General features: G+C 46.4%; 30 protein-coding genes. 16 read left to right on the plus strand and 14 right to left on the minus strand.

What is annotated here, in order from left to right; genetic code table 11:
- Positions 1-745 precede the first annotated feature (745 nt).
- Positions 746-9226, plus strand: a complete 8481-nt coding sequence (locus QUE66_RS04100; protein WP_286224570.1) for an ESPR-type extended signal peptide-containing protein — start codon at positions 746-748, stop codon at positions 9224-9226.
- A gap of 58 nt (positions 9227-9284) precedes the next feature.
- Complete coding sequence (locus QUE66_RS04105) at positions 9285-9632, plus strand: helix-turn-helix domain-containing protein (RefSeq protein ID WP_286224571.1); 348 nt, start codon at positions 9285-9287, stop codon at positions 9630-9632.
- Positions 9633-9899: 267 nt separating this feature from the next.
- Here the strand turns inward: QUE66_RS04105 and QUE66_RS09275 are convergent, their stop codons facing one another.
- The 6 genes from QUE66_RS09275 to QUE66_RS04125 all read right to left on the minus strand — a co-directional run bounded on the left by QUE66_RS09275 (position 9900) and on the right by QUE66_RS04125 (position 15662).
- Entirely contained in the window at positions 9900-10280 is a 381-nt protein-coding gene (locus QUE66_RS09275; protein WP_353506820.1) for an HGGxSTG domain-containing protein, read from the minus strand.
- A gap of 341 nt (positions 10281-10621) precedes the next feature.
- On the minus strand, positions 10622-12991 hold the full coding sequence (locus QUE66_RS04110) for a primase-helicase family protein (RefSeq protein ID WP_286224572.1): 2370 nt from the start codon (positions 12989-12991) through the stop codon (positions 10622-10624).
- Positions 12988-13509 carry a hypothetical protein gene (locus tag QUE66_RS04115; protein WP_286224573.1) on the minus strand — a complete coding sequence of 174 codons (522 nt, stop codon included), beginning with the start codon at positions 13507-13509 and terminating at the stop codon, positions 12988-12990. The genes QUE66_RS04110 and QUE66_RS04115 overlap by 4 nt, the downstream gene beginning before the upstream one ends.
- Positions 13506-13706: a helix-turn-helix transcriptional regulator gene (locus tag QUE66_RS09280; protein WP_353506821.1), complete on the minus strand. Its 201-nt coding sequence runs from the start codon at positions 13704-13706 to the stop codon at positions 13506-13508. The genes QUE66_RS04115 and QUE66_RS09280 overlap by 4 nt, the downstream gene beginning before the upstream one ends.
- A 67-nt stretch (positions 13707-13773) precedes the next feature.
- Entirely contained in the window at positions 13774-14442 is a 669-nt protein-coding gene (locus QUE66_RS04120; RefSeq protein ID WP_286224574.1) for a hypothetical protein, read from the minus strand.
- Between the two features lie 8 nt (positions 14443-14450).
- Entirely contained in the window at positions 14451-15662 is a 1212-nt protein-coding gene (locus QUE66_RS04125; RefSeq protein ID WP_286224575.1) for a tyrosine-type recombinase/integrase, read from the minus strand.
- 246 nt (positions 15663-15908) lie between these two features.
- Between QUE66_RS04125 and QUE66_RS04130 the strand changes: the two genes are divergently transcribed.
- Together QUE66_RS04130 and QUE66_RS04135 are read left to right on the plus strand one after the other, a co-directional pair.
- Positions 15909-16709: an alpha/beta hydrolase gene (locus tag QUE66_RS04130; protein ID WP_286224576.1), complete on the plus strand. Its 801-nt coding sequence runs from the start codon at positions 15909-15911 to the stop codon at positions 16707-16709.
- Complete coding sequence (locus tag QUE66_RS04135) at positions 16706-16855, plus strand: DUF2256 domain-containing protein (protein WP_286224577.1); 150 nt, start codon at positions 16706-16708, stop codon at positions 16853-16855. The genes QUE66_RS04130 and QUE66_RS04135 overlap by 4 nt, the downstream gene beginning before the upstream one ends.
- On the opposite strand, the gene QUE66_RS04140 is transcribed toward QUE66_RS04135, so the two are convergent.
- Complete coding sequence (locus tag QUE66_RS04140) at positions 16856-17884, minus strand: isocitrate/isopropylmalate dehydrogenase family protein (RefSeq protein WP_286224578.1); 1029 nt, start codon at positions 17882-17884, stop codon at positions 16856-16858.
- A gap of 64 nt (positions 17885-17948) precedes the next feature.
- Between QUE66_RS04140 and QUE66_RS04145 the strand changes: the two genes are divergently transcribed.
- Both QUE66_RS04145 and QUE66_RS04150 read left to right on the plus strand, forming a co-directional pair.
- Positions 17949-18539, plus strand: a complete 591-nt coding sequence (locus QUE66_RS04145) for a malonic semialdehyde reductase (protein WP_286224579.1) — start codon at positions 17949-17951, stop codon at positions 18537-18539.
- 30 nt (positions 18540-18569) lie between these two features.
- Positions 18570-18746 (plus strand): hypothetical protein, encoded by a 177-nt coding sequence (locus tag QUE66_RS04150; RefSeq protein WP_286224580.1) that lies wholly within the window; start codon positions 18570-18572, stop codon positions 18744-18746.
- Positions 18747-18748: 2 nt separating this feature from the next.
- On the opposite strand, the gene QUE66_RS04155 is transcribed toward QUE66_RS04150, so the two are convergent.
- Entirely contained in the window at positions 18749-19159 is a 411-nt protein-coding gene (locus tag QUE66_RS04155) for a PaaI family thioesterase (protein ID WP_286224581.1), read from the minus strand.
- A 66-nt stretch (positions 19160-19225) separates the two neighbouring features.
- Here QUE66_RS04155 and QUE66_RS04160 point away from each other — a divergent pair, with 66 nt between their 5' ends.
- Positions 19226-19531, plus strand: coding sequence for a hypothetical protein (locus QUE66_RS04160; RefSeq protein WP_286224582.1), 306 nt, complete (start codon positions 19226-19228; stop codon positions 19529-19531).
- 12 nt (positions 19532-19543) lie between these two features.
- On the plus strand, positions 19544-20110 hold the full coding sequence (locus tag QUE66_RS04165) for an SRPBCC family protein (RefSeq protein ID WP_286224583.1): 567 nt from the start codon (positions 19544-19546) through the stop codon (positions 20108-20110).
- Positions 20111-20421: 311 nt separating this feature from the next.
- Here the strand turns inward: QUE66_RS04165 and QUE66_RS04170 are convergent, their stop codons facing one another.
- On the minus strand, positions 20422-20826 hold the full coding sequence (locus tag QUE66_RS04170; RefSeq protein WP_286224584.1) for a PIN domain-containing protein: 405 nt from the start codon (positions 20824-20826) through the stop codon (positions 20422-20424).
- Positions 20817-20966 (minus strand): TIGR02450 family Trp-rich protein, encoded by a 150-nt coding sequence (locus tag QUE66_RS04175; RefSeq protein WP_286224585.1) that lies wholly within the window; start codon positions 20964-20966, stop codon positions 20817-20819. Before QUE66_RS04175 ends, QUE66_RS04170 begins: the two co-directional genes overlap by 10 nt.
- Before the next feature lie 150 nt (positions 20967-21116).
- On the opposite strand from QUE66_RS04175, the gene QUE66_RS04180 reads away from it, so the two are divergent.
- From QUE66_RS04180 to QUE66_RS04195, 4 genes are all read left to right on the plus strand, one after another.
- Complete coding sequence (locus QUE66_RS04180) at positions 21117-21485, plus strand: phage holin family protein (RefSeq protein ID WP_108508312.1); 369 nt, start codon at positions 21117-21119, stop codon at positions 21483-21485.
- Positions 21469-22248 carry a heme-dependent oxidative N-demethylase subunit alpha family protein gene (locus QUE66_RS04185; RefSeq protein WP_286224586.1) on the plus strand — a complete coding sequence of 260 codons (780 nt, stop codon included), beginning with the start codon at positions 21469-21471 and terminating at the stop codon, positions 22246-22248. The genes QUE66_RS04180 and QUE66_RS04185 overlap by 17 nt, the downstream gene beginning before the upstream one ends.
- A gap of 17 nt (positions 22249-22265) precedes the next feature.
- Positions 22266-22406: a hypothetical protein gene (locus QUE66_RS04190; protein ID WP_286224587.1), complete on the plus strand. Its 141-nt coding sequence runs from the start codon at positions 22266-22268 to the stop codon at positions 22404-22406.
- Between the two features lie 75 nt (positions 22407-22481).
- Positions 22482-22862, plus strand: a complete 381-nt coding sequence (locus QUE66_RS04195; protein WP_286224588.1) for a BLUF domain-containing protein — start codon at positions 22482-22484, stop codon at positions 22860-22862.
- Here the strand turns inward: QUE66_RS04195 and QUE66_RS04200 are convergent, their stop codons facing one another.
- The 3 genes from QUE66_RS04200 to QUE66_RS04210 are packed head-to-tail and all read right to left on the minus strand — an operon-like array spanning position 22863 to position 24123.
- Positions 22863-23252, minus strand: coding sequence for a hypothetical protein (locus tag QUE66_RS04200; RefSeq protein WP_286224589.1), 390 nt, complete (start codon positions 23250-23252; stop codon positions 22863-22865).
- Between the two features lie 15 nt (positions 23253-23267).
- Entirely contained in the window at positions 23268-23651 is a 384-nt protein-coding gene (locus QUE66_RS04205) for a glycine zipper family protein (protein WP_286224590.1), read from the minus strand.
- A gap of 58 nt (positions 23652-23709) precedes the next feature.
- Positions 23710-24123: a gamma-glutamylcyclotransferase family protein gene (locus tag QUE66_RS04210; RefSeq protein ID WP_286224591.1), complete on the minus strand. Its 414-nt coding sequence runs from the start codon at positions 24121-24123 to the stop codon at positions 23710-23712.
- 80 nt (positions 24124-24203) lie between these two features.
- Between QUE66_RS04210 and QUE66_RS04215 the strand changes: the two genes are divergently transcribed.
- Positions 24204-24632, plus strand: coding sequence for a CBS domain-containing protein (locus QUE66_RS04215; RefSeq protein WP_286224592.1), 429 nt, complete (start codon positions 24204-24206; stop codon positions 24630-24632).
- On the opposite strand, the gene QUE66_RS04220 is transcribed toward QUE66_RS04215, so the two are convergent.
- On the minus strand, positions 24629-25006 hold the full coding sequence (locus tag QUE66_RS04220) for a carboxymuconolactone decarboxylase family protein (protein WP_286224593.1): 378 nt from the start codon (positions 25004-25006) through the stop codon (positions 24629-24631). The two genes, QUE66_RS04215 and QUE66_RS04220, sit on opposite strands and share 4 nt — an antisense overlap.
- Positions 25007-25051: 45 nt before the next feature.
- On the opposite strand from QUE66_RS04220, the gene QUE66_RS04225 reads away from it, so the two are divergent.
- The 3 genes from QUE66_RS04225 to QUE66_RS04235 are packed head-to-tail and all read left to right on the plus strand — an operon-like array spanning position 25052 to position 26440.
- Positions 25052-25318, plus strand: a complete 267-nt coding sequence (locus QUE66_RS04225) for a hypothetical protein (protein WP_286224594.1) — start codon at positions 25052-25054, stop codon at positions 25316-25318.
- 22 nt (positions 25319-25340) lie between these two features.
- Positions 25341-25985, plus strand: coding sequence for an LON peptidase substrate-binding domain-containing protein (locus tag QUE66_RS04230; protein WP_286224595.1), 645 nt, complete (start codon positions 25341-25343; stop codon positions 25983-25985).
- A 2-nt stretch (positions 25986-25987) separates the two neighbouring features.
- A complete protein-coding gene (locus QUE66_RS04235; protein WP_286224596.1) occupies positions 25988-26440 on the plus strand; it encodes a Smr/MutS family protein in 453 nt (150 codons plus the stop codon).
- Positions 26441-26444: the final 4 nt, after the last annotated feature.

Consider the following 26444-nt stretch of genomic DNA (forward strand, 5'->3'; position numbering starts at 1 on the left):
AAATGCAGTAAGCATTCCATGCGGAAAAATTTGTAATGGTTTGCCAAAAAGATCTTGCAATTGATTGAAGGCTTTTTGAATATTTTTCTCATTTGGTTGATCTTTTATAGCTACCCAGGATCTTCCCCCTTTGGCATTATTAGCGTGTAGAAAATAACGCCCATTCAAGTCATTATGAATTTGAGCAAATAAAACTAACTTTCTTTTTGATCTGGCAATATCGAGTTCGTTGTTAAGTACGACGAGATTGAGTGGTTTGCGAAACTCATCGGTGAGCAATGCTGGGGTTAATTCATTAGGCCATAACCCTAGTTTTTTCAATTGTCTTTCGGCGGTACGTTTGGTGCCCGCCATTCTAAGCGCTAAAAGTTCAGAAAATGCGAGTTCGGTGCTCCAGGGCTTGCCGTTTGAAAGCGATTCAAGAGCTTTTTGAGTGTTCGCCACTTCTTCTTTCTGTGTGCATTGTTTTAATTTTCGCATTTTGCGAATATCATTAATTTTATAGAATCTTAAATTAAAAAAAATTCTAACATAGTATTTTATTTGTTAATCCGCAAATTGCGTCAATATTAAAGTGTCTTTGAATTGATATTGGCAGAAGCTCTGCCTATCACCGGCACTTTATTAGGTCAATTACCCCCCTATAAATCCTTATTTTTTATTAGCACTTTTGTTACTATTGTGAGGGTGTGAAAGTGCGCACAAAATAACATTAAACTACTATTAAATTGAATATAGAAGAATAATGAATAAAGCCTACCGCATTGTCTGGAATAAAGCTCGTAAATGCTTAATGGTGGTAGGTGAAAATGCCAAATCCAATGGCAAAGGTTCTGGTACTAAAAGAGCCATAATCGATGCAATAGCAGCAGCGATGTTGGCTTTGGGAGGTGGGCAAGGAATGGCCGCCCCCCCTGTTGGAACGAATTACGTCATTTCCGCGGCTACCTCAGGACCTTTTACCCTTTCAACAAGCGACACCCTGAATGTATTATCAACTGGAATTATAGATGGCGGAAGTGGCATTGGCGTCACAGTCGGCGGTACCCTCGGCACCACTGGTGGTAGTGATCCATTCTCCATTCGCAATGCGGGCACCATCACTGGTTCGCAAGGAGGAATTGAGCTACAAAGTGCGACCCTCTCAAGTGGTATTCAAAACCTTGCCACGGGTACTATTGTTGGTTATGGTTCTTCCGGCGCAGTAGCGGGCTTAAATGTTTTGAATTCATCGATTGCGGGTGGAATTACAAATATTGGACGCATTGAGGGGGTAACGTATGGTCTTGTTGCTGCTAACTCTACAATCTCTGGGGGCATTCAAAATCTTGCCGGAGCGACACTTGCTGGCGTCTCAGCCAGTGGCCTAACCATCAACAACTCTGAGATTAATGGTGGAATTCAAAATGCAGCACTGATTCAAGGTTTTTACTATGGCCTTGATCTTACATCTTCCACCCTTTCGGGGGGCATCAGTAATCTAGCGGATGGCACATCGACTGGAACTATTAGTGGCAATGAAGCCGGGATCTTTACTCTTTTAAGTTCAATCAATGGCGGCATCACTAATTCTGGGTTGATTGCGGCGACTGGTACGGTCGCTGGGGTGGGACCATCAATTTCTGGTATTCATCTAATTGCGACAGATTTATCGGGAGGTATTTCTAACCAATCGGGCGGCACAATCACGGGCGGTCAATACGGTATTTATATTGATCAAGGGATCATATCCAGCGGTATTATCAACGCTGGCTTAATCGAAGGCGCAAGCGGTGTAACGGTGAACGGCGCTGCGGTTTACATAAAATATGCGCATATCGATAGTATTGATAATCTTGGAATCATCCAAGTAACTGGCTCCGGCGCATCTCTTCCTGCACTTTTAATTCAAAACTCTACCTTTGCTGGAGACATCAGAAATCAAAACACTGGCACTATTAGTGGAGACAACGGCATATCAATTGAATCCACCTCAATTGGTGGAAATATCTCAAATGCAGGTTTGATTAATGCCGGTATTAACGGTGTCTATCTCTACGGATCGACTTTAACGGGCAGTATTCAGAATAATGTTGGCGCCACCATCTCTGGAATGACGGGGCTCAGATTGCAAAGCTCCAAAGTAGAGAGCGGCATCGCGAATTCAGGATTAATTGAGGGCACTGGCACGGGTATCTATTTAAGTAACTTATCCGTGTCAGGTGGACTTCAAAATGCTTCGAGTGGCACCATTTCTGGTGGAAACGCAGGACTAAATTTTTCTTATTCTCAAATTGACGGCGGTATTACCAATGCTGGACTCATACAGGGTGCGGTAGACGGAGCAATTTATATTGCTAACTCCATCATTTCTGGAGGATTATCAAATACCGGAACGATTGGAGGTGTTGTGCCAGGAAGTGGCAACGACGGCCTTTATCTTTATTCGTCCGCATTAAATGGAGGCATTCAGAATTCCGGTGTGATCGCTGGGGTCAATAACGGAATTTATGTAGGTTCCTCATTAATTGATGGTGGTATTACAAACTCCGGCCTGATTCAAGGAACCTCTCAATCAGGCATTCTCTTCTCCTATTCCAGCCTTTTGGGCGGAATTATCAATGAAGCGGGTGGAACAATTGCTGGAAACTCGCATGGCATTTCCCTATTGGGCGCCACGGTCTCTGAAGGTATTACAAACTCCGGCCTGATTCAAGGAGGTTCTAATGGTATCGACATCAACGGATCATCTGCAATTAATGGAAATATTCAAAATTCTTTGAGTGGAACTATCACTGGCAACTCATATGGAATCTCTTTGGTTGCTTCAACGATCAATGGCAGCATCATCAACGCAGGGCGTATCGAAGGATTGATAGAATCGGGGATTGGCTTGTCCTCATCCTCAAGCATTGTGGGCGCCATCACGAATCTCTCATCAGGAACGATCGGCGGAGGCAGCACCGGCATCTCTGTGCGCGGGTCTGCGATTACAAGCGGGATCTCCAACTCAGGCTTGATTCAAGGTAGTAATGGAATCTTGCTTGAATTTTCTGGACGAATTGACGGTGGCATTGTCAATGACGGTTTGATACAAGGCTCAACGAATGGAATCGTTCTTGACGGCAACTCATTAGTAACTGGTGGCATTCAGAACTCGGTGGGTGGAACCATTAATGGCGGGTTCACCGCTGGAATCTATGTATATAACTCAATGATAGACGGTGGGATCGTCAATGCGGGACAAATCCAGGGTCGTAACTATGGAATCCGTATAGAGAGCGGTGGTCGAATTGATGGTGGTATTGTTAATGCTGGATTAATTCAGGGAATTTCCATAACCGGAATCAGCCTTCAATCAAATGCCACCCTTAATGGCGGTATTTATAACCAAGCCGGCGGCACAATCACGGGCGGTCTATATGGAATTGCCATTACTAACGGCTCCCAGATCAATAATGGAATCACTAACGCAGGATTAATTGAAGCCTCAATCTCCGGAACAAATGGCGTATATTCAAATTATTCCACCATCAATGGCGGCATTCAAAATTTGTCTACCGGAACGATCGCAGGGGCTGGCTATGGCATATATTTATCCTTCTCTGAAATTAATGGTGGTATTACTAATGCCGGTTTGATTGCGGCAATTAACAATAGTGGCTTTTTTTCGTATTACACGACCATTACCGGTGGGATTGATAACCAATCTGGTGGCACTATCATTGGTGGCTATCATGGTATTTTTGGTACCGGATCCACTATCATTGACGGCATTACCAATGCCGGCCTAGTTCAAGGCGGAGTCGGGGCTGCTGGCATTGCTCTTGTCACAAGTGCCTTAACAGGCGGTATTCATAACCAGGCTGGTGGCACCATCAGCGGTGGTCAATACGGTATTTTTGTAGATGCCAATTCCACCCTCACCGGCGGTATTACCAATGCGGGTCTCATTAGCGCTCCGGTTAGCGGGTCTGCAATTAAAATAGACAGCGCAAGCCGCGTGGATGTTTTAAACAGCGTATCCGGTACGATCGTGGGCGCTATTAATGGTAATGCGAATGTCACCAATAGTGGACTGTGGGCATTGCAAGAGAAGGCAGGTGGCACTATTTCGGCTGGCTCCCTAGTAAGCGCTAATATTTCGGGGGATTACTATCAAAGTAGTAGCGGTCGGTTACAAATCGGCGTCAATGGTACCGCGGGCAGTGGCACCCTAGCTGGTAATTACAGCACGCTCACGGTGGGTGGAGCAGCTACCTTTGATGCCAATACCGGGATTCGCGTCAGCATGAGTGCTGCAGACAGTGTATTGATTGACGGCACATTAGCAGGTGTAGTTAATGCAGGCACCCTTACAAGTAACGGGTTTATCATCACCGATAATAGTTCGCTCATTAATTTTGTTGCCAATACCACTAGCGGCACACTCGATTTAATTGCAGTTACTCAGACTGGATGCGGCACGACCGTTAGCGGCCCTCAAACCGGACCCTGCGAAATTGCCTTTGACCAACCAACAATTACAGTCCTCTCTGGCGGTACCATTAGCGGTGCTAATACTGGTATCCGGGTACTGTCTGGCAGCATCACCGCCGGCGGTATTGTGAATGCCGGCACAGTAATGGGCACTAGTTATGGCTTAGCATTTGAGCCGGGGACTGCCTTTGCTGGTAGTGTTCTTAATCTTGCCTCAGGATATATCAGCGGTGTCACCAAGGCTATCTATCTAAATAGCTCTTCTGTCATTGGATCTATAAGCAACAGTGGCTCAATTGTGGGCACGCAAGGTATTTATGTACAAAAATCTTCTATATCCGATGGAATCTACAATTCAGGATCAATCCTGACGGCCAATGCCGCAATTAATTTGAATAGCCATAGCGTTGTTGACACTATTAACAATAGCGGAACGCTGACGGGTGTTAATGCGATTTATATTGAGAGTAGTGTGCTCACAGGGCGCTTAATAAATTCCGGCTCTATTCAAGGTGGTTCTGCTGGTGTTGTGCTGTACGGCGGATCAACTATTGGCGGGGGGATTCTTAATACTGGTACTATTGTTGGTCAATTAATCGGATTGGGCATATTAAATGCTTATTCAGTCGGGGCGAGCGGCAACTCGCTTGTGATGGGCGGTATCACTAATTCTGGATTAATTCAGGGTTCTTCAGCATCTGGAATTGCAATCATCAGCTCTCAGCTCAATGGCGGTATTACCAACCAAGTTGGCGGCACCATCATTGGTGTGTCCAATACTTACGGCGCGTTGCATGTCGAGAACTCAACGCTCACCGGTGGGATTGTGAATGCCGGTTTAATTGAAAACACTGCACTTGGCGCAGGCTCTGGTAGCACCACGATTGCTGCAGGCATTCTCCTCAATAATTCATCGCTAAGTGGTGGTATTACCAACGAATTAACCGGTGTCATTGTTGGAACGCTCGCAGGCATTTACTCCAACAATAGCACAATTTCTGGGAACATTGCCAATGCCGGTCTGATTTCTGCGCAATATTTTGAAGCGGGCAAGGCTATTTCTCTTCGAGATTCTTTATTAGATGGCTCCATTGTTAACACGGGAACCCTAACCGGCCATAGCGATGGCGTCCTTGTTTACAGATCATCAATCAGTGGCAATATTGAAAACAGTGGGTCCATCTACGGCGCCTGGTATGGCGGAATCCGCATTGATGACAGTACCATAGCGGGTAGCATCATCAATAGCGTTAGCGGTCAAATCGTTGGGGGATATACCGCAGGACTCATGGTCTATCGATCTAGCATTGCTGTCGATATCGTGAATCGAGGCACCATCATTGGTGTGCCTGATTATTATGGAACCAGTGGACTAACTGTAAACCAAAGCTCCATTGGCGGCTCCATCGTTAATTCTGGACTTATCAGCGGTGTGCAAAATGGTATTAACATTGCCGGTTCTTATCTTGGCGGTAATATTTCCAATCAAGCCGGTGGCACGATCACCGGTGGTCAGTTCGGCATCTATGGCAGTGGCAGCTCCGTCATCACCGGCGGCATTACCAACAGCGGCGCAATTTCCAGCAGCATTGTTAGTAATCAAGGCACGATTACCTCACCCCTAATTGGACTATCAGCCGGTATTGCAATTAATGAAAGCACGATCAACAACGGCATCTTCAATACTGCTGGAGGTTTAATTTCTGGTAACGCAACGTTAAACGTTGTCGGTAGTATTGATGCTCCAATCATTGGCCTTGGAGCGGGTATTGTGATTAACAATAATAGCTTCGTAAATGGCGGTATCCAAAATGATGCTGGAAGCACGATTAGTGGTTACGGTACTCTCTCTCTATCCGGATCGGTTTCCGGTGGTTTAGCGATTAATGCTTTAGGGGTTGGTATTCTGGTCAACAGTGCTAGCACTGTTTCATCCGGTATCCATAATGCAGGCTTGATTAGTGGTGGCGGTACAGCTAGTGGCGATATTGGCTTTTTGCCATTGTTAGGTACTGGAATCCTGGTTGCAAATAATAGCCAGGTTGATGGTGGCATTAGTAATGCAAGTTCTGGAACCATTCAGGGTGAAATGTTTGGCGTGGCTGTACGCGGAACGATTTCTCCGAGTATGAGCGGACCCACCGGATTCTTTAGTGGCTTATCCCGCATTAATGGCGGAATTACCAATGCTGGTCTAATCGTAGGCAGCATAGCCGGCATGGCATTGGTTGGCGCGGAGATAAATGAGGGTATCCAAAATAGTGGCACGATCCTAGGCGGCGGTGCTGGCTTATTCGCACTCCCCAATACAACTATTAATGCTGGTATTACTAATAGTGGTTTGATTGCCTCGATGCTCTTTGGTGACGGCATCGCTCTTAATGGCGCCATTCTCAATGGCGGCATCACCAACCAAGCGGGCGGATCCATTGGCGGCTCTGGTGGCATTGGTATATACCAAAGTCAGGTATTTGACGGCATCAATAACGCCGGCACCATCACTGGAAGTGGATACGGTGTTAATGTAAGTAATTCAACTATTACTGGGGAAATCATCAATACCGGGCGTATTGAGGGAATTAATAATTCAGGAATTAGCTTAAATGACCTGACTCTTCTTGCTGGAGGTATCACTAACCAAGCCAGCGGCACTATTATTGGCGGTCAATACGGCATTTATGTGGGCGGCGGTACTGGCAGCACGACTATCACTGGCGGTATTACTAATAGTGGTTTGATTGCCTCGATGCTCTTTGGTGACGGCATCGCTCTTAATGGCGCCATTCTCAATGGCGGCATCACCAACCAAGCGGGCGGATCCATTGGCGGCTCTGGTGGCATTGGTATATACCAAAGTCAGGTATTTGACGGCATCAATAACGCCGGCACCATCACTGGAAGTGGATACGGTGTTAATGTAAGTAATTCAACTATTACTGGGGAAATCATCAATACCGGGCGTATTGAGGGAATTAATAATTCAGGAATTAGCTTAAATGACCTGACTCTTCTTGCTGGAGGTATCACTAACCAAGCCAGCGGCACTATTATTGGCGGTCAATACGGTATTTTTGTAGATGCCAATTCCACCCTCACCGGCGGCATTACCAATGCAGGCTTCATTTCCGGAGGTACAAAATCAATTTATATCGGTCCCGGCGCTTCAGTTGATCGAATTGTGATTGCGGGTAGTGATACCGCCTCCTTCAGTGGCGATGTCTATGCACCAAACACTCCAGTCACTGTAGCGGGTAGTCAGACGTATACCCTCGATACCAACTTCGCTACACCAAACTTTAGTAATGAAGGTACCTTAAATCTACGAGCGACAGGTCGTCCAACAATCACAGGTAATTTGACTTTAGCTAGTTCCGGCACCTTAAGTGTCACGGTCACTGGCCAATCCAACTACTCGCAAGTCACCGTTACTGGTAATGCCACGATTGCTGGAGCCCTCAAAGTCAATGCTGCGAGCGTTGCGAGCGGTGCATTAACGGCCGGCAGTACCCTTGCTGGAGTCATTTCCGCCACAAGTATTAGCGGTACATTTACCGGAAGAATGGAAGACGACAGCTCTCTTTTCGACTTTAAACCGGTTTATGGAGACACTAAATTTGGCCTAGCAGTTGTTCAAGTAGCTACGATTCTTGATGCGGTCAATGCCACCAACAATCCTGCGGCCCGTGGAGCAGCTGCCATGCTCGACTCGATTGCGGCTACCGGGGGGGCAATGAGCGGGGTCATGACCAAGCTCCAAACAGGTGATAATCAACAAATTAGTAATGCGGTCTCCCAGACCTTACCCGTGATCGTGGGTGCCGGGTCGCAAGCCACCGCATTCTTGCAACAAAACCTCAACCAAATCATGCAAGGGCGTCAAAATCAACTGCGCGGTCTCTCCTCTGGGGATGGCTATATTGGCAACCGCGATGTGTGGATGAAGGGCTTTGGCAGCTGGGCCGACCAGGGCAATATCAACAATGTCTCGGGCTACAAGGTCAATACCGGTGGTCTGGCCATTGGTATTGATCGCCAGTTCTCACCCAGAGCTAATGCCGGTGTAGTCTTCGCCTTTGCCAATAGTGGGGTAAGCAGTAACAGTAGCGTAGCGCCCAGTGGGATCACCATTAATAGCTATCAATTAGGCGCCTATGGTGACTACGCCTTGCGCCCAGGCTTACAAGCCAACTACCAAGCCGATGTGGGACTCAACAACAACAAGAGCTATCGCAACCTCTCGGCCTTTAGCGGGGTCTCAGGCGTCGGGGCCAATGCCAATGCCAACTACAACAGCCTCGTGGCCCATCTGGGAGCGGGCTTACGCCAACTGGTACCCGTGGGGCAAAAAGTGACCTTCATCCCCTCGGTGCGCGCCGACTACACCACAGTTCGCTCGCAAGCCTATACCGAGACCGGGGGTGGGGATTTGAACCTGAGCGTCAATAGTCAGACCTATAACATGCTCATGCTCTCCACCGACTTACGGGTTGACTACATGCTGATGAGTAAAGTACGTGCCTCGGTCAACGTCGGCGCCGGCTATAACACCTTAAATAACCAGGTGCAGGTCACGAGCGCCTACCAAGGTGGGGGAACCGCCTTTGTGACCAACGGCCTGCAGGTCTCGCCATGGCTCTACAATGCGGGCCTTGGCGTAAACGGCTGGATTAACAAGAACACCGAGCTTAATGTGCGCTACGACACCCAATTTAGCACCACGAGCTACACCAACAATATGGTAAGTGCAAAGCTCAAGTTCTGGTTCTAATCCAGAGCGCATAGCAAGCATGCAGTAGCAGCAGAGAAGGCCGGGGAGAAGGAGAAAGATGCTGACCCAACACCCTAGCCAACCCTGGTTGGCATCCCTATGCCAGTTCATCCAAAGCAACTTACAAGAGGACCTTACTCTTGCAGACCTAGCCCAGGCAGTAGATCTAACCCCCAGAGCTTTGCAATACGCTTTTAAACGAGAATTACAAACTACGCCCATGCGCTGGCTCCGCCAAGAGCGTCTGAAGTTAGTCAACCAGACCCTCAAAACCAAAACCCCCGGTATTACTGTCACGCAAGCGGCTATAGCCAGTGGCTTTACCAATCTCGGTATCTTTGCCCGCTACTACCATGAGCAATATGGGGAGAAGCCGTCAAGGACGTTGCGGGTTAAAGTCAATTAATCGGAGTGCTTAGTGTCTGATGGCGGAGATACCATCCGCCCAAGATGCCTTATATATATGGGCTCTTGCCTGATGAACATAAAGTTACCAAAGATTGTTACCAAACTGGAACTAGACTCTAAGCTATTAAGAGGGGGGCAACCCCCTAGTGAATTTTCTATGGACTAACCCCGCCCACTCGGTACCCCCCATTTTTGAAATGGGTCCCATCGTTATACCTTTACACACTGTTTTGCTCAAACGATTAGTAATTTTTTAAAATTTTATCTAATCCTCAAGTGTCTTTTGTATTGCTATAAATAGATGTTCTGGGTTTGACATATCCAGACGGACATAGCCTTTTGGCTTTCGTCCCCGCGTTTTGGTTCCATTAAAAAGTTTCACATGATCGCCAATGTCTCTTAGGTAAAGTAGGGCAGCGCTTCGCTTACTGCGTTCCTCGCGTTCAATACTAGATTCCCCTTTATTTCTATACTGCGGATGATCAGCGCCTCGTAGGATCTTCCTCGGCTTGACAATTCCGCCGTGAAGGCGACACCGGTTAGCCTTGCTACTTCGTACAGGCATATTCTTACAAGGTAGGCCAGTACGTTTACACTTGGCACCGCAAAGTGGACGTTTCGAATATTTAAAGGATGGGAGTGGCATATCTAATAATTGACATATATTTACACCCTAATAACCCCCTCAAAGGGCGGCTCAAAAATATTAAACACTGAACCTCATGCAAAGGAAGTGTAGATTTCACCCAAGTGCACGCGTAACACACGATTAGGCCGCCGAACTGTGTGGGTGTAACCCTTTACGTATAGGGCTTTGGTAGTTATCACACACATCGCACACTTTATTTATATATAAATAATTAATAAATAAGAACCATGGGTATGCTGGAGCTGAAATAGCAGCTGCAGGATTTGTAGTTTGTGTGTATGATCCGTGCGAACGTCGGTAAGTCATTGAATTAAATGGAAATGTGGTCACACACATGATTAAAAAATGGTTTCTTTATAGTGGCGAGCGATTTCAGTCTCGCTCATAAAGCTATATGTATTAAATCTCTGGGCGGTGGTGAATAACCCCTTGCGCGTGCCATTATCAAACTTTGCTTTTTTCGCAAGCCTCTTGTACCCCATACGCTTTAGTATCGTAGCCACTGTTTTGCCAGAACATTTAGAAGGTCTAAACCCGCTGTTATATTGCGCTGCCAAATCCTCAGTGCTAATAAGGTCGTGATTTTTGGCCTGCGCCTTAAGAAGAGCGTTTTCAACCCATTGCTCGAGGTCTGATTTGTTGCTATCGAGCATGCTCATCTTGGACTGGCTCATGGGTGCCGGGGCAGTGGGATCAAATGAACTGGTATCTAGACTCAGCAAGTAGTTCATTAAGGCCGACTTACCCCCATTTTTTATCCATTGCACAAACCTCTTTCGGATGTCATCGGGCAGCTTCTTATCTGGCCCTTCAGCTACAAAAAACCGTCTGTCTTTATTGTTTAGGTAAACGGCATCAGGATGGTTGCTTAAGAACACATACTTGATAATATTTGGTTCTGAAAACTTAGACGTGTTTTTGACGTTGATATTGTTTTCGGTGGCAGTAATCCATCCTTTAATGCGGTCTGCTGTGCTGCGTTTATCCGCGCTTGATACTTCATCGGCGATTACAAAGACTTTTTGGGACTGCCATTCAGTAAATTGGTCGCTAAATACCTCGTTACCAACAACTTTAAAATGTCTTGCATTAAAGAGGCTGCCAACGGTCTCAAACAGCAAGCCTTTTCCGACCCCTTCTTCGATAGACCAAACTACGAGCGAGACGAGGAACTTTGTCCCAGGCTCTTGAATCATCTTGGCAAGCCACTTGACACAGTACTCACGCTCCTGAGCATTCGGCAATACAAACTCAATGAGCTCCAGAAAAGGACTTATGTCACCAGGGATCGGTTCAGTAGTAAAGCCGCGCCAGGTATTAAGTGAGCCGTCTTGTAGGGTGGAAGGTTGACCAGGAGCAAGAACCAGCCTAGTAACACTTCGTCGCTTTGGGCTTTTGAGCCAGCCTCTGCCTAATGTAGTGGCCTTAGCATCCTCATTAGGTTTATAGGAAACGTTGTCGTAGTGCATGCAAAACTTAGGCGCTGGTACATAAATGCCGTTTTTGATGTCGTAAATTTCCCGCATAAAGTTATCCCAAGCGTAGTTTTGATTAACAATGTCAATTGCATCGGGTGGGGGAGTGGACTCTCCTTCGCTTACCCTGGCATTTTCTATGCAGGTAGTCTGTGGTGGGACACCTTTGATCTGCGACCAAAATGCGTCGATTTTTTCCTGAGTGATTTCTTCGTCTCTGGCATAGGAGTTCTGGCGGATGTTTGCCCAGTAACGGTCTTGGGTACGGTCATTATTCTTGGATCCAAATTTCCAGTCTGCCAGCAGTGCTCTGATTTGCTCCATATTGAACCCACCTCGGATCAATGAGGTAGCCATACCAATATCCATCGCTGAGCCTGACTTATCAATAAGACCATCAGTACTGCCTAGATATCGCGCCTTAGCACTGGGGTTGCTCTCCAGGAATAACTTGAATCGATTCCGCAACTGTTCAGTGATTTCAATTTTCGAAATAGGCTGGGTTGGGTTAGCGCCTTTGGATTTGGCATGGTACTCAGCCCTAGCTTGCTCGATTAATTCTGGCGATATTGATAAGGCTTCTTGGATTGATTCCAAGGTGTATTCCTTATCTGAGCAATAAATAATCTTCGCTAGCGAAGGGGTACTTGGATAGCCTTTATCCATTTTTGACTGACTGGGATAATTAAGTGTTCCAGGGAGCCTCAGGATTCGACTACAGTCTTGTGTGGAGTCAGCATTCCAACGCTTAGCAACCGCACGGTTCACAATTTCAAACTGCTCCTTAGCTTCTTGGGAGCTGATATCGAGCGTAGGCGTTAATCGATAAAGAACTTGGAGCCCATTACCGGAGTCAATGATGATTGATGCGTGCTTGCATAGACTGGGAACTAGGTCTTTTAGATAAATCTTGGCTTGTTCATAAGAGCCAAATTTCTTGATATTGGGATCAATATCCGCCCAGGCAAAGCGCGCTGATTTCACATCATGTTTAGATAGCCGTTTATTAACTGCATCGCTGATGTTTGTGTGGAAGTAACAATTGTGACCATCAGCATTGGCCTTCAAAACCCAGGCTTCCGCCTGGGCTGCCTGTTGTGGCATCACAAAAGTTTTACATGGTACCGAGCTTTGCTTATCCATAGGGTCGATTGTTGCTAGCGTTAACTGGCCCACCGGAATGAGCTCAGCAATTTGCATAGACAGGGTAGGGGTATCGGCAATCATGTTCATGAACTTGCTCCTCGATCCATAGTATTAAATTCCGTAATCGCTGGAAAAGTCGATTCAATATCTTTGAGCAACTGATCCAGCTCAACTGATACGGGATGCGATTCACCTGCTGAATAGGTTGTGTAGCGATTTCGTGGCATTTCCCAAGGGCAGTGATCGATCCAGCTGTTTTCACGGGAAGACTCTAATAAAGATACTAGATCTGAGCCTTTAGTACGAAGTGCTACTACCGATATACATGCAAGCGTATTGCTAGATTTAATAGTCTGAACTGTTGTAAATTCCTCTAGGTCTACTTCACCTTTGGGTGAAACATATTTAGTCTCAGTAATAAGATCAATATCGCTTGAATTGCGATAGGTTTGCTCGTAGATGTTAATTTTCAAAGCTACGATTGGAATTACCTGAACTGTACCGTTCAGTTTCGGATCGCTGTCTTTATCTTGTTGATAATCGATTACAACTAATTCAAGAGGTTCGGCTGGTGTAGTAATGAATACTTGATGAAGGGTTTTCATGCTGTCGTCCCTTTCTCTGATTGAAAGTGACTTTCGATCCAGTCGTCAACGTCTGATTCCTTCCAGACACAAATACCTCCAATCCGCGTAGGGGCCACGAACTCTTGTTTAGCAATTTTTAGCCAAATTGTACTTTTGGCAAGCGTTGTCTTTTTCGATACGTCGGCAATCCGAAGTAGTTGTACAAAGTGTTTCATTTGTGTTCCTTTCGTAATGTTTAAACACAAATGAATTTTTGCAACTTAAATCAAAATACCCTATTCATTACTTAAGTTGTGAAGCTTTTTTTGTCGTTGGCCTATATCCAGTAAATTCTTCAAACTTATTTCTGAGCGTTGATTCTTTCCAGCCTTTGGTTGTGGTTAAAACCGGAGCCCCGGTTATAGGCTTTAAGGGGGTGCCATTTTTCTTAAGATTTCTAGATGCTTTCGTGACCGGTGGATTTGGACATGCTGCAATTAGCTGCCTTTTCCAGGCTAAATAATCTGACCCAACTAATGTTCTGCCTAATTTTTTCTCCAAAATAGTGACGTGATTCTTGCAGATAAGATCATTCTGTGAAAACTTTTTGGCTACACCCGTAGAGCGATTTTTGGATGTTGTTGCTTTATGCCAAATCACCCATTTTTCCATTTGAACAAGTAGTTCAGTGCATCGTTCCAGAGCGCTTATATACGCGGGATAGACTGATGAATAGCTGCCGGGTTTAAGCTTTACAGGCTTAGTGACATGTGAATTTATAAATTCAATATCTAAATTTATGGCTTCAAACCCGAAGTCAAATAGCGCTAGCGTATCTTTCCTCAACTTTTTACGCCCTGGGTACTTCACGACATCAATATCGTGAATGATTGAATATTGGTTTTCAAGAGAAATAGTTGCCTGAGCAAGTACATCAAATTCTAGGGGTAATGGATGCAAGAGTTTTGACATTTTTTCTCCTAAGCTACTTTTAATTCATGGATATTGTTTTGGGCTGGAATGGAGCAATATGACTCCCAGTCTACGAGAAGACTGCGTCTTTTTTCAAGCAGATCTTTTCTTCGATAAGCCGCCTCAACTTTATTTCCTATAGTATGAGCTAATGCCATTTCAGCGACTTCAGATGGGTGATTTGTTTCCTCAGATACCCAATCCCTGAACGAGGACCTGAAGCCATGTACCGTTGCGTCAACCTTTGCACGACGAAGCATCATAGGCATCGCCATGTTGGTAAGTTTTTTCCCTTTAACCGAGAAGAGATACTTACTTTCATCATCCATTGCTTTTGCAATAGCCAATATATCTAGAGATCTCTGGCATAGTGGGACGCGATGTTCCTTGCGAGCTTTCATTCTTGAGGCTGGGATAGTCCAGATATCGCCCATTACCTCTGTCCTCAGCCCTTCAATTACCTCGCCAGTCCTAGATGCGTTGAGTATTGTGAACTCTAGGGCTAGAGAGGTCATTGTGGTCATTTCGCGAAGATTTGCTATTAGCTCAGGCACTTGGCGGTAAGGCAGCGCTTTGTGGTGGACAACCTTTTTGACCTTATTGGGCGCAGGCAAAATGGTCTGAAGGTAGTTTTTCCATTGGGCGGGGTTGATCCCAGACCGAAGCTTACGGGTTGTAGCAGCGGCTAGAATCCACTCAAGCCGACCCCTCAGTCTAGAGGCCGTCTCAGTCTTTGTTGTCCATATTGGCGTAAGAATCTCAAGTACGTCCTCCATAGTTATTTCATCAAGATGCTTATCTCCAATAATAGGGTAGGCAAATTCCTCCAGCGTGTATTCCCATTGGTCTCCATGCTTTTGGTTAGTCCATTCAGCGCGCTTCGTTTTGATGCACTCAGCAGCAAATTCTCTGAAGGTTAATTTTTGGGCCTGAACCTGCTCAGACTGCTTCTTTGCAGTATTTTTAATATCCATCGGGTTGACGCCGCTGTCTATCTGATCGCGGTACTGTTGCGCCTTAATCCTAGCCTCTGATATAGATAGCGAGGGGAATGAGCCCAGGCTTATGTTGTGCTGCTTATTGTTGTAGTTGTACCTAAAGATTGCGTATTTAGTGCCATTTGGTTTTACCCAAATATGCAGGCCTTTAACTAGTGCATCCGTATAACGCCCTGGGGCCTTGAGATTTTTGACTGTCTGGTAGTCGAGCTTAATTGTCATATTGTCACCATTGGTTACCAAAGTTTGTTACCAAAATCCACCCTTGGAATGGGGTAGATCACCTTAGACTTCAATGTACGACTTCAGACATTTTTAGGGAATTCATAACTTAAGTTATGAATAATTATTTATTTGAATCAGCCAGTTAGCTCTTCTAGGGGCGTCCACGCTAAACTAGTGATGTCCAAAGCCGTACACGGCCAGGATAAGATCTCGTCTCCGCCAATCACTGGAAGGAAGAACTTGATGCAACTTCCTCTTATTTGTCGGCTCGCTTTAGCCTCAATTCTTTTTTGCTCCACAAGCCTTGTTCAGGCCGCCACTAAGGACTGTGTATTTGTTTTGATGCATGGCAAGTGGGGCGGCCCGCAATCTCCCTATCTCAAGGAATTAGCCAAGCAAGTAAGTACGGTATGCGAGGTTGAGCTTCGCGAAATGCCATGGTCTCGAAACCGTAACTACGATGAAACCTACGAGAGCGCCCTCAATCAATTAGCAGGAAGTGTTAAAGGGTATCGAACAAAAGGATATCGGCTAGTTTTTATTGGCGGACAGAGTTTTGGTGCGAATGCTGCCATGGCATATCAAGCCTATATTGGTGATGCCGATGCCATTATTGCTTTAGCGCCAGGACATTCCCCAAGTCTGATGTATGAGCGTGGCATGACCGGATCCGACTTGGAGCGTGCTCAAAAGGCTATTGCCGATCGAAAACCAGATGCCTTAATTTCATTTACGGATCTGAATCAAGGTCGACAGAGAGATTTTAAAATTCGGGCTGATGTATTTTGGAGTTACTTTAATCCTAATGGACTTGGTAACATGACCTTAACCGCTTCGCAATTCAAGAAAAGCACACCTTTTATGTGGGTGATCGGACGCCTAGATCCTCTCTATTCATCAGGGCCTGCTTATGCATTTGATCGTGTGCCACCAAACCCCAATAATGCCTATGTAGTGGTTGGCGCCGATCACGCTACAACCCCAGAGGAGGCTGCTCCGCAAGTGTTGAATTGGGTTCAAAAAGTAAGCGCTACGAAGCCGTGAAGCAATCTTTTAAAGGCAATAAAAGCTATTTACCCAGTAAGCCTTGTGCGGTATGCGGCCGCACCATGACCTGGCGTAAGTCTTGGGCCAAAAACTGGGAGAGTGTGTTGTACTGCTCTGAGGCCTGTCGTAAAAAAGGCAAATAACTAATTAACGAGACGCTTACAGACTGCGTCGGTAAACTCCTTAGTCGTTGCCTTACCCTTGAGATCCCCAGTGCGGATCTGGTCAACATTGAGTGTATCGATAATGGCAGTACGCAAACGCGTTGCTAAATCCTGTTTGCCCACATGATCAAGCATCATGGCCGATGCCAACAGAATGGAGATCGGATTAGCAATCCCTTTGCCCGCAATATCGGGAGCTGAGCCGTGCACGGCTTCAAAGATTGCCGTATTTGTGCCAATATTTCCCCCAGGCGCCATTCCAAGACCGCCCACTAAGCCTGCAATTTGATCGGACAAAATGTCGCCAAAGAGATTGGTACATAACAACATATCAAAGCGCCAGGGATTCATGACCAGCTGCATGGCGCATGCGTCCACAATCATGTCGTCCATCTCAACTCGACCTTCATACTCTTTAGATACATCTCGTGCAGCATCCAGAAAGATACCAGTAAGGAGCTTCAGAATATTGGCTTTATGCACGACGGTAATCTTCTTGCGACCATTCTTGAGTGCATACTCAAAAGCAAAGCGCGCAATCCGTTTGCTACCCTCATAGGTGTTCATGCCAGTTGATACTGCTACGGCTTTGGGATTGTCACCAACTGGTATTAAGTATTCATGGGCCACATAGAAGCCGCCCAAGTTCTCCCGAATTAGAACGATATCGATGTCTTCATAGCGACCCGGGATCATTGTTTTAGCAGGGCGCACGTTGGCATACAACTCAAACTCCTCACGCAAGCGCACGTTGGAGGAGCGAAAGCCGCCCCCAACTGGCGTAGTCAGGGGACCCTTTAAGGCCAGATGATTCTTACGAATACTCTCGAGGGTTTGGGCAGGCAAAGGATCACCCAGCGCCTCAACGCCCGCAACCCCAGCTTGCTGAACATCCCAGGCAAACGGGCTGCCTAGAGTTTCAAAGATCTGGATGGTGGACTCGACGATCTCGGGGCCGATTCCATCTCCGGGGATGAGGGTGGCGGTCAAGGGTTTGGATGAGCTCATGGCGGATGCTTGGATTATGATCAGAATTCTCCATTTTAGATCCTTTGAGTGACACCAAAACAAAATGACCAAGCCCATACCGACTTCTGTCCAAGAGCAGCTCTTTACTGAGGCAAGAACCGTGCACGCCTTTGAATCACACCCCATCAGTGACGAACAAATTGGCCAGTTGTATGAGTTGATGAAATGGGGGCCGACCGCGTTTAATGCGCAGCCCGGACGCTATGTCTTTTTGCGAAGTGAAGCGGCAAAAGAGCGCTTATTGCCAGCGTTAAGCCCGGGAAACGTTGCTCAAGTGAAAAGTGCATCGGCAACTGTCATCATTGCCTACGACACACAATTTTATGAACACTTACCAAGCCTATATCCGGCCATGGACGCTAAATCCTTCTTTGAGGGAAAGCCAGCGGTAACCGAAGTAGCTGCTCTGCGTAATAGCTCCTTGCAAGGCGCTTACTTGCTATTCGCTGCGCGTAGCTTAGGTTGGGATTGTGGGCCGATGTCGGGATTTGATCCGGCTAAAGTCAATCAAGCATTTTTTCCGGATGGGCGCTATCACGCTAATTTCTTAATGAACATTGGTGTCGCCAATCCGAGCGGAATTTACCCACGAGGGCCTCGTTTAGCCTTTGGGGACGTTGCCCAAATCCTCTAAACTGAGAACTATTTAACAAAAGGAAGAACCATGGGCTATTTCCCAGCCGATACACTGCGCCGCGTGATGATGGCAATCTTTGTGGTCCTCGCGATCATTGAGCTAAGCCGGGGATCATGGTTCTTTATTGTGGATGTCCTCTTTGCATTGTCACTTTCACCAAAAATCTTGGCTACTGTGATCGGTATCTTTAAACGCAAAGAATAAGTTCAGGATTGCGGGGGTATCGAGTAGGTTGCAGTCGCATGGGCAATTGGATCGGGATCAGTTCCTGAGTAAATGAAGACCTCCCCAACCACCAGGCTCTTACCCAATTTTAGAAGTCGAGACTGAGCACGAATTTCAGGGCTGGCTTGGGGTCGTTTTAAGAAATTGATATTCAAGCTAGTAGTGACAGTAAGTGGCACGATACCAATTTCACCCAGAATCGCCACATAAAGTGCAACATCAGCGAGCGCCATTATGGTAGGTCCTGAAACCGTTCCTCCTGGGCGTAGCTCACCGTGACCTACCGGATGAGTAACTAACGCCGCACGGTTACCCACTTCCAGAATCTGACACTTAGTTTGTGGAAAATCCTTCTTAAAGAAGGCAGCAATTTCATCTCGGGTAGCTGGCATACAAATGAATCCTAATTAATTTAATCAATCATTTTAGGTGAGCCCAAAGAGTGGTTTAATACGGGGATGCGCCTATCTATTTCCCTCTCCAGTTTTCTGATATCAGCCGCCACCGCTAATCTAGCGCTTGCGCAAGTATCACCGCTACAGCCCAACGAGCTAAAAGCTATTAACGAGCAACCTTTAGTGCCCCCACAAGGGGTCATGGGCAAACCTAAGCCATTACCACCAGAGACTCCTCCGCAAGGCATCATTATTGGCCCCAATTATCAAAGCGACACGCGTGGTGAAGCGGAAGCGAAGTCCTTAGAAGATAATTCAGCGCAGCCCATGAACCCACGCGAGGGATTAATCACCATCCCATTTAATTAATCCGCGTTACCAATGTTGTTTAGAACGCTTTGCAGTATTTTGCTTTGGGCATCTTGTTCCCTGGCATGGCCCTCATCTAATTCCTATGATCTCAATCTTCAGGTCTACCCCAAAGGAGATCGGTTTCAGATCATTGCCAATTACAAAGTTGCCTTGACCCCATGCCAGGCCTTGCTATACCTGAAGGACTACGAGGGTGCGAAGTCGATACCAGGAATTAAAGAATCCAAGATTGTGAAGCGCAGTGGAAACCAAGTCATCGTAGAGCGCGTGGTGGAGGACCGCATCCTCTTAATCCCAATTGAGTTACGCTCCACGGTTCAGTACAAAGAGCTCTCAGATCAAATCATCGACTTTGAACAAATTAGTGGTGACGCCAAGTTATATCAAGGAACGTGGCGCATCGAGCCCGAAGGCAATGCAACCCGTTTCCAGTTTCGAGCCAATGTCGAGCTCGATTCCATAGTACCAAATTTCATTATTGAGTACTTTATTAAGAACCAAATGAGTAAGCGTTTTGAGATGATGGCAGAGAGCGCCAATCAGCGCGCCTCAACACTGAAACTGAATTGCCCTTAGCAAAAAGCCCGACGGGTATGCCGCCGGGCCATACCACTCTTCTGAGTGGTTATCGTCGCTACGGGAGTTTGCTGTCCCGTATTGAGAAGGGCACAGGAATGTACCCACTAAGACTGGTATTGCTACCAGGCGGGTCACACAATGACTGCGACACCACGATTTCATCTTAGGGGCGTCACCAAGTGCTGTCAAGCAAACCAATCATGAAATTTATTTATCAATAATCGATTTAAGCAAATCGGTATAAGCCAATGTTTTTACTCTTTTATTGCAACGAAGCAAATGATGAGGAGCGCGATCAATATCCTCAACTAAGCAGGGTAACTTTGAACCCAAACATCGTGCGTACTCAAGACCCGTTGCATCTGCAAAATCTTTCGATCCTTAGTCATTAATTGACTAGGGCGGTAGTGATATGCCAAATCAATAAAGGGTTGATCATCTGGATCATCGCAGCGATACGAGCAGCGCGGTGGCGTGGGTTTATGAATCGCCATCTGAGTCCAAGAGCCCAGCAAAGTTGATTGATCATTTGAGTTCTGAGCAAATTGTGGACGGGCGATGACGTCGGTGAGCTCAAGGAGCATCTCGGAGCTGTAAATAAGCTCAAACTGTCCCCGAGCAATGCCATCACGAATCCAATCGGCACGTGGATCTTGAAACACCAACAGATCAAGCACGATATTGGTGTCAAGAATCAGAGTCTTTATTGCCATCCGTTCAGCCAACGGGTTATATCCTTCAGTTCGGTCCAGATCAGAAGGTAACGTCGCTTGGTAAGAACTGCCTCGAGCTCAACATAGTTTTTCGGAATCGTTTGGTCGCTCGGCAGTTGCGGATCATGGACCCTGCTCACCAGAAAATGCTTCTCTCGATGTTGCGGGATGACCGCCGTCCACTTCGTAAGTAATATTTTTATGCGAGAGAGGGCGTTTTTGCGGCTTATCGGGAGAGATCATGATTATTCCTTATACTCGATTCTAATCATTCCTATGAAGAGAAAACCATGACCTTATTCATGCTGACTTGGGCAATTACGTCCTTATCCCTATGGGCGGCGACCTATGTATTTGATGGTTTGCAATTTAATGATTCTGGAGCATTAATTATTTCTGCTCTTGTCTTGGGCCTTGCTAACGCCATCGTTCGTCCTTTATTGATCCTGTTCACCTTACCACTTACCATCCTTAGTCTTGGATTCTTCTTACTGGTGATTAATGCCTTGGTACTGATGCTGGTTGCTCAGGTGGTCAACGGTTTTGTCCTCTCCGGATTTTGGACCGCCTTCTTTGCCAGCATCTTTATTGCCATTCTGAACGCCATCATCGGTTCCTTATTTAGTATCAACCGCATCAAAATTGAACGCATCCGCTAAGCATCCTGCCTTCGTAGTTGAGGTGCCCTATACCACCTCGCCAAAGATGAGTCGGTATGCAGGCCCATTAATTGATGCTCATCCGGACCCTCATTATTTAGAAGCTAAGAACCATGAGCTTGCTCTTCTTGGGTCTGAGTTATGTGTCCAGCAAGACGCTGAACAAACTCAGGAACTGATTGCTAAAGCGGCATCAGATCTCAATTTGCCAGAAGCCAGAACTATTCGGAAGATTGAGGATTTGGCATTACGACTCAATGAAGACGTTGCGCTTTTGGAGAACGATATCCTCACGGCCATTTGCTTTTGCTTTCCCAGTAGTTGGATACCTGCTAAACGTCTTGGCATGCCACTCGCACAAATTCATCATCCGGTTGCGGATGGGGAGCGACTGGTGCAGGCCAGTCCAAAGATCGCCCATGTCATGAGCGATCCTCAGCAAGGATCCTTTCGGCGTTTTGTCTGGACGATTAGCAATAGTCCCGAACTGAGTCAACATCCATCACGAAAGTCAAATGCAACACCACAAAGGATCGATGATCTGTATTACCGCTTAGAAACTCAAACCACTATGCCAATCAACACCTCTCAGGGAAGAGCCAGTCTATTTCTTGTGAAGGTTGAGGTTTGCCCATTGATGGTGTTTTGGCAAAACCCAGAACAACGCACTCAAATCTGTGCGAGTATTCAATCGATGAGTGAAGCGGTATTGGAGTACAAAAATTTACACTCGATTAAAGCCTTTCTACTTCAGAATAGGTGATTGAATAGGGTTATGAAATGGAAAGTTTTGGACCGATTATTCTGATTGAGGTCATCCTTGTATTTGGAGGGGTGCTACTCTTTGCATGGTGGCAATTGCGCGATCTCAAGAAAGAACGCGAGAAGGATCAAAAAAAGAGGGAAGAGGATAAATCCTAAGCATATTGCACTGCATCGATAGACATCATCTCAAATACTTGCTAAAACTTAGAATTACACTAAGATGAACTGACTGTGCCAAAACCAGCCACAAAATACTTTCCTGAAGAGAGCTACACCGAACTCGATTTGGTCAGTCTGTCCTACGTCAGTGATGCAACCGAAGAGTTTGGCATTTTGGCATTGATGCAGCTAGTAGATAAGGCATCACGTCGCAATAAGAGCTTAAACATCACTGGCGTTTTATCCTTTGACAATGGTCGCTTTGGTCAAATATTGGAGGGTAAGCCCAAGGATGTGGAATTGCTTTGGGAGGCTATCCAGCGTGATCCACGTCATTCCAATGTAGTATCGCTCGGTATGAAGCGTATCAATTCTAGGCGCTTTGCAAACTGGTCCATGCGTCTGTGTGGCCGAGAAGAAATTACTTCCGCTAATCCCGACATCAAGCTCTAATTATTTTTGTAACTCGCATTGCATGATGGGATACCCATCTTGCAAGCTTGCCTGCACATACTGATCGGTCTTTGACACATACACCTTCACTCCTTTGCCGTCGCCAATATTGTTGACATTGGTAAAGAGTGCGGTCTTACTGTCAATCCGTTTTAAGCTTGCAATCGTGGTCGGTTCACCGATACTAAATTTAGAGCCCGTCCAGCGGTCGGGTCGAATGAAGTCGCCCTTAACCAGTTTGCCGCGGTAGGTCTTCATATAAATACAATCTTTTTGATTGAGGATCAAATCGACTGGATCATCTTTACGGTCAAACCAGCTTGCCTGTAATAAGGAACTTGATAGAAGTAGCATCACGCACAATAGAGGGTTGATCAAGCGCTTCTTCATGATGCGAGAATTAGATCAATTGAGAACCTTATAGCCACGACCCACTAGGCATTTCTTGACAATGGCCTCTTGGGATTCATTTCCCTTATAAGCGCCACCCGCACCGCCGATCACCGCACCGGCTCCTGCAGCCTGAACAATCTCCGTGCGATTACCGCCGGTAACCAGTCCTAGCAAACCCCCCACGACAGCACCCGCGCCTGCACCCTTCGCAGCGGTACCACCCATACCACTTGCTTCCTTGGCATAGTTTTGACATTCGGCAAGATCTTTTTCATAGCGCGCTTCGTTGACACCTTTCATGTCCACTATTGGGCGCACATCAGCGCCAGCACAGGCAGCCAGCACCACTGCTGTTAGGGGAATGAGATAGATCTTGTTTGCTTGATGAAGTTTCAAGTAATTCCCTCCTAAATCATTAAATCAAAGGTCATGGTGATCGTCAAGGATTGCGTAATCAAGCCCTAAACCGCCCATCTTTAATGCTTTCTAAGCTCCGTGGATCAAGTTGATAGAGATAAACCCAAGCGATTTGCCATTCCGATGTTCCAATGAGATGGATGGAGCGCAATACGCGTTGATATTCATGGGGGCTTGGATTGTCGGGCGAGCATTCTTCATATCGATCAATCACATCCAGTAATTGCATATTGTTTAGGCGCCAGAGCTCTCCATAAACCCAAGATTCTGCAAACTGGATTGACTCGCTGGGTCGATCCGTAGCGCCGGGATACCAGGATATTCGATAGAGTAGACCAGGCATCTGCGCGGCACCTAAACACTGTGCCCCTGCATGAAATTGAATGGCGTTAGGATGAGTAAAGGTGCTCATCAAGGTTCCATAAACAAATAGAAGATCGGAGCGCATCATTATTTACATGGAAACCCTAATAGGAGGAAGTAAAAAGCCTATTCACAATCAATCTTAATTGATCAAGAAGGTGCACCAAGATGAAAACCGTTAGCCAGTTGCTCGCAGAGAAACATCACCGAATCGAAACCATTGCTCCCAATGTACATGTGTTTGATGCCCTAAAACTCATGTTGGAGAAAGACATTGGCTCGCTGTTGGTAATTGAGTTTGGTAACCTAGTCGGCATTTTCACTGAGCGTGATTACGCCCGTAAATTAGTTCTGCAGGGCAAAAGCTCACAAAATACCTTGGTGCGAGATGTCATGAGTACCAAACTGATTACAGTAAAACCAGCAGATACCCTGGACTACTGTATGCAACTCGTGACAGAAAAGCGCATTCGCCATCTCCCAGTATTGGATGGCGGCCGCTTGATTGGCATGCTATCGATTGGGGATTTGCTCAAAGCTGCACTCGCAGAACAAGCTGCTACGATTGCGCAACTTGAGGCGTATATTAATTCTTAAAGCCCCATTTCTTTAAAGACGTCTTTGGCGGTACGAAAGCTATCAATGGCTGCCGGAAGGCCGCAATAGATTGCCGATTGTAAAAAGATCTCTGCAATCTCATCTTTGGTCAAACCATTATTGATTGCACCCTTAACATGCAGTTTGAGTTCATGGGGCCGATTGAGTGCAGTCAGCATTGCTAAATTAACAATGCTGCGGGTTTTGCGATCAAGGCCAGGCCGATTCCAGATTTCATTCCAGCAGTATTCAGTTACCAGCTCTTGGAGCGGTAAGTTGAACGAATCGGCATTGCGAATCGCTTGATCCACGTACTCGGCACCGAGTACCTCACGACGGGTTTTTAATCCTTTTTCAAAAGCATCACGATTCATGACTGTCTCCTTAGTAACTTACTAAACAGCAGTATAGTAATAGGCATGAACATTCGTTTGATTCCCGGAATTCTGATCATGGCAGTAGGCCTATCAGCCTGCGGAACCCCAGAGAGTGGCTTTCGGGTGGTTCAACGTTCCGACGGCATGATTGGTGTGCAGGCTGTGAAGGGCGCTAAAGAGATCGAGGCACAAGAGCTGGCAACTAAAGAGTGTAAAAAGAATGGAAAATCCGTCGCCCGTATTTCAGAGGCCCGCACCACCCACAATGACAAATTTCCAATGATTTATATTTATCAATGTCTGCGCTAGTCATACCTAGCGACCTAATCCAATGTCGATTCACACTCATACCCAAACCATTCCACTATTTCCACTGGGAACCACCTTATTCCCTGATGGAGTGATGCTGCTCAAAATCTTTGAAGTGCGCTACCTCGATATGGTCAAACAGTGTGTGCGCGAGGGTTCTGGCTTTGGTGTGGTTACTCTAAACAGTGGGGACGAGGTGCGCATGCCAGGTCAAGAGATTGGATTTAATTCAGTAGGAACCTTTGCCCGGATTAAAGAATTTGATCCGGTACAGCCTAGTCTCTTCATGATTCAATGCCAAGGGGAGCAGCGCTTTCGTGTCAAAACCAGTGAAACCAAACGCAATGGCCTGATTGTTGCCGAGGTTGATTTCATCGAAGACGATGCTTTCATGGAGGTTCCAGAGGATCTCAAAATTGCCTCTACCGTATTGGGTAAAGTGATTCAGTCCTTTAAAGAGCAGGGCGCAGCCCTTGGGAAAGAGCTGCCCTTCAGTAAGCCCTATCGCTTTAACGAATGCGGCTGGGTCGCCAATCGCTGGTGCGAGCTCTTGCAATTAAGCCCTGGCCAGAAGCAATTTTTCTTAGAACAAGAGAGTCCTCGTCTTCGGTTGGATCTGATTCATGAACTGCTAGAAGAGATGGGCGTCTATAAAGCCGTTAAGTAAGCATGAGCTATTCCTACGAATGTTCGGTTTGTGGGAACGCCCGTCCCGTCACTGGCGAATGCCCATTTTGTAATACGACGATTGCACCGCTTGCGCACTCCGATACTGACGTCATTAACCTTGAGCTGGATAGCCCCACGAGCGATGAAGCCCTTGATCAACTAACGCATTACATTCGGGCTGCCAGTGAAGCGCAAATTCGGGCCTTGGTTGTGATTCATGGTTATGGCTCGAGCGGGAAGGGCGGCAATATCCGCAAAAAGGTTCGTGAGGCTTTAGAGCATAATTATTTTGCAGATCGTGTGAGCGAGTATTATCACGGTGAAGATCTTCGGCATCAATCGGACTTATATCGGGACGTAATTAAGCGCCGACCTGCTTTAAAGAAGCACTTCAAATTGTTTAAAGAGGGTAATGCTGGAATGACCTTATTAATGATGCACTCACAGCCCTAAGAGC

Origin of the sequence: Polynucleobacter sp. HIN6, assembly GCF_030297575.1 — a bacterium.
Taxonomy (GTDB): domain Bacteria; phylum Pseudomonadota; class Gammaproteobacteria; order Burkholderiales; family Burkholderiaceae; genus Polynucleobacter.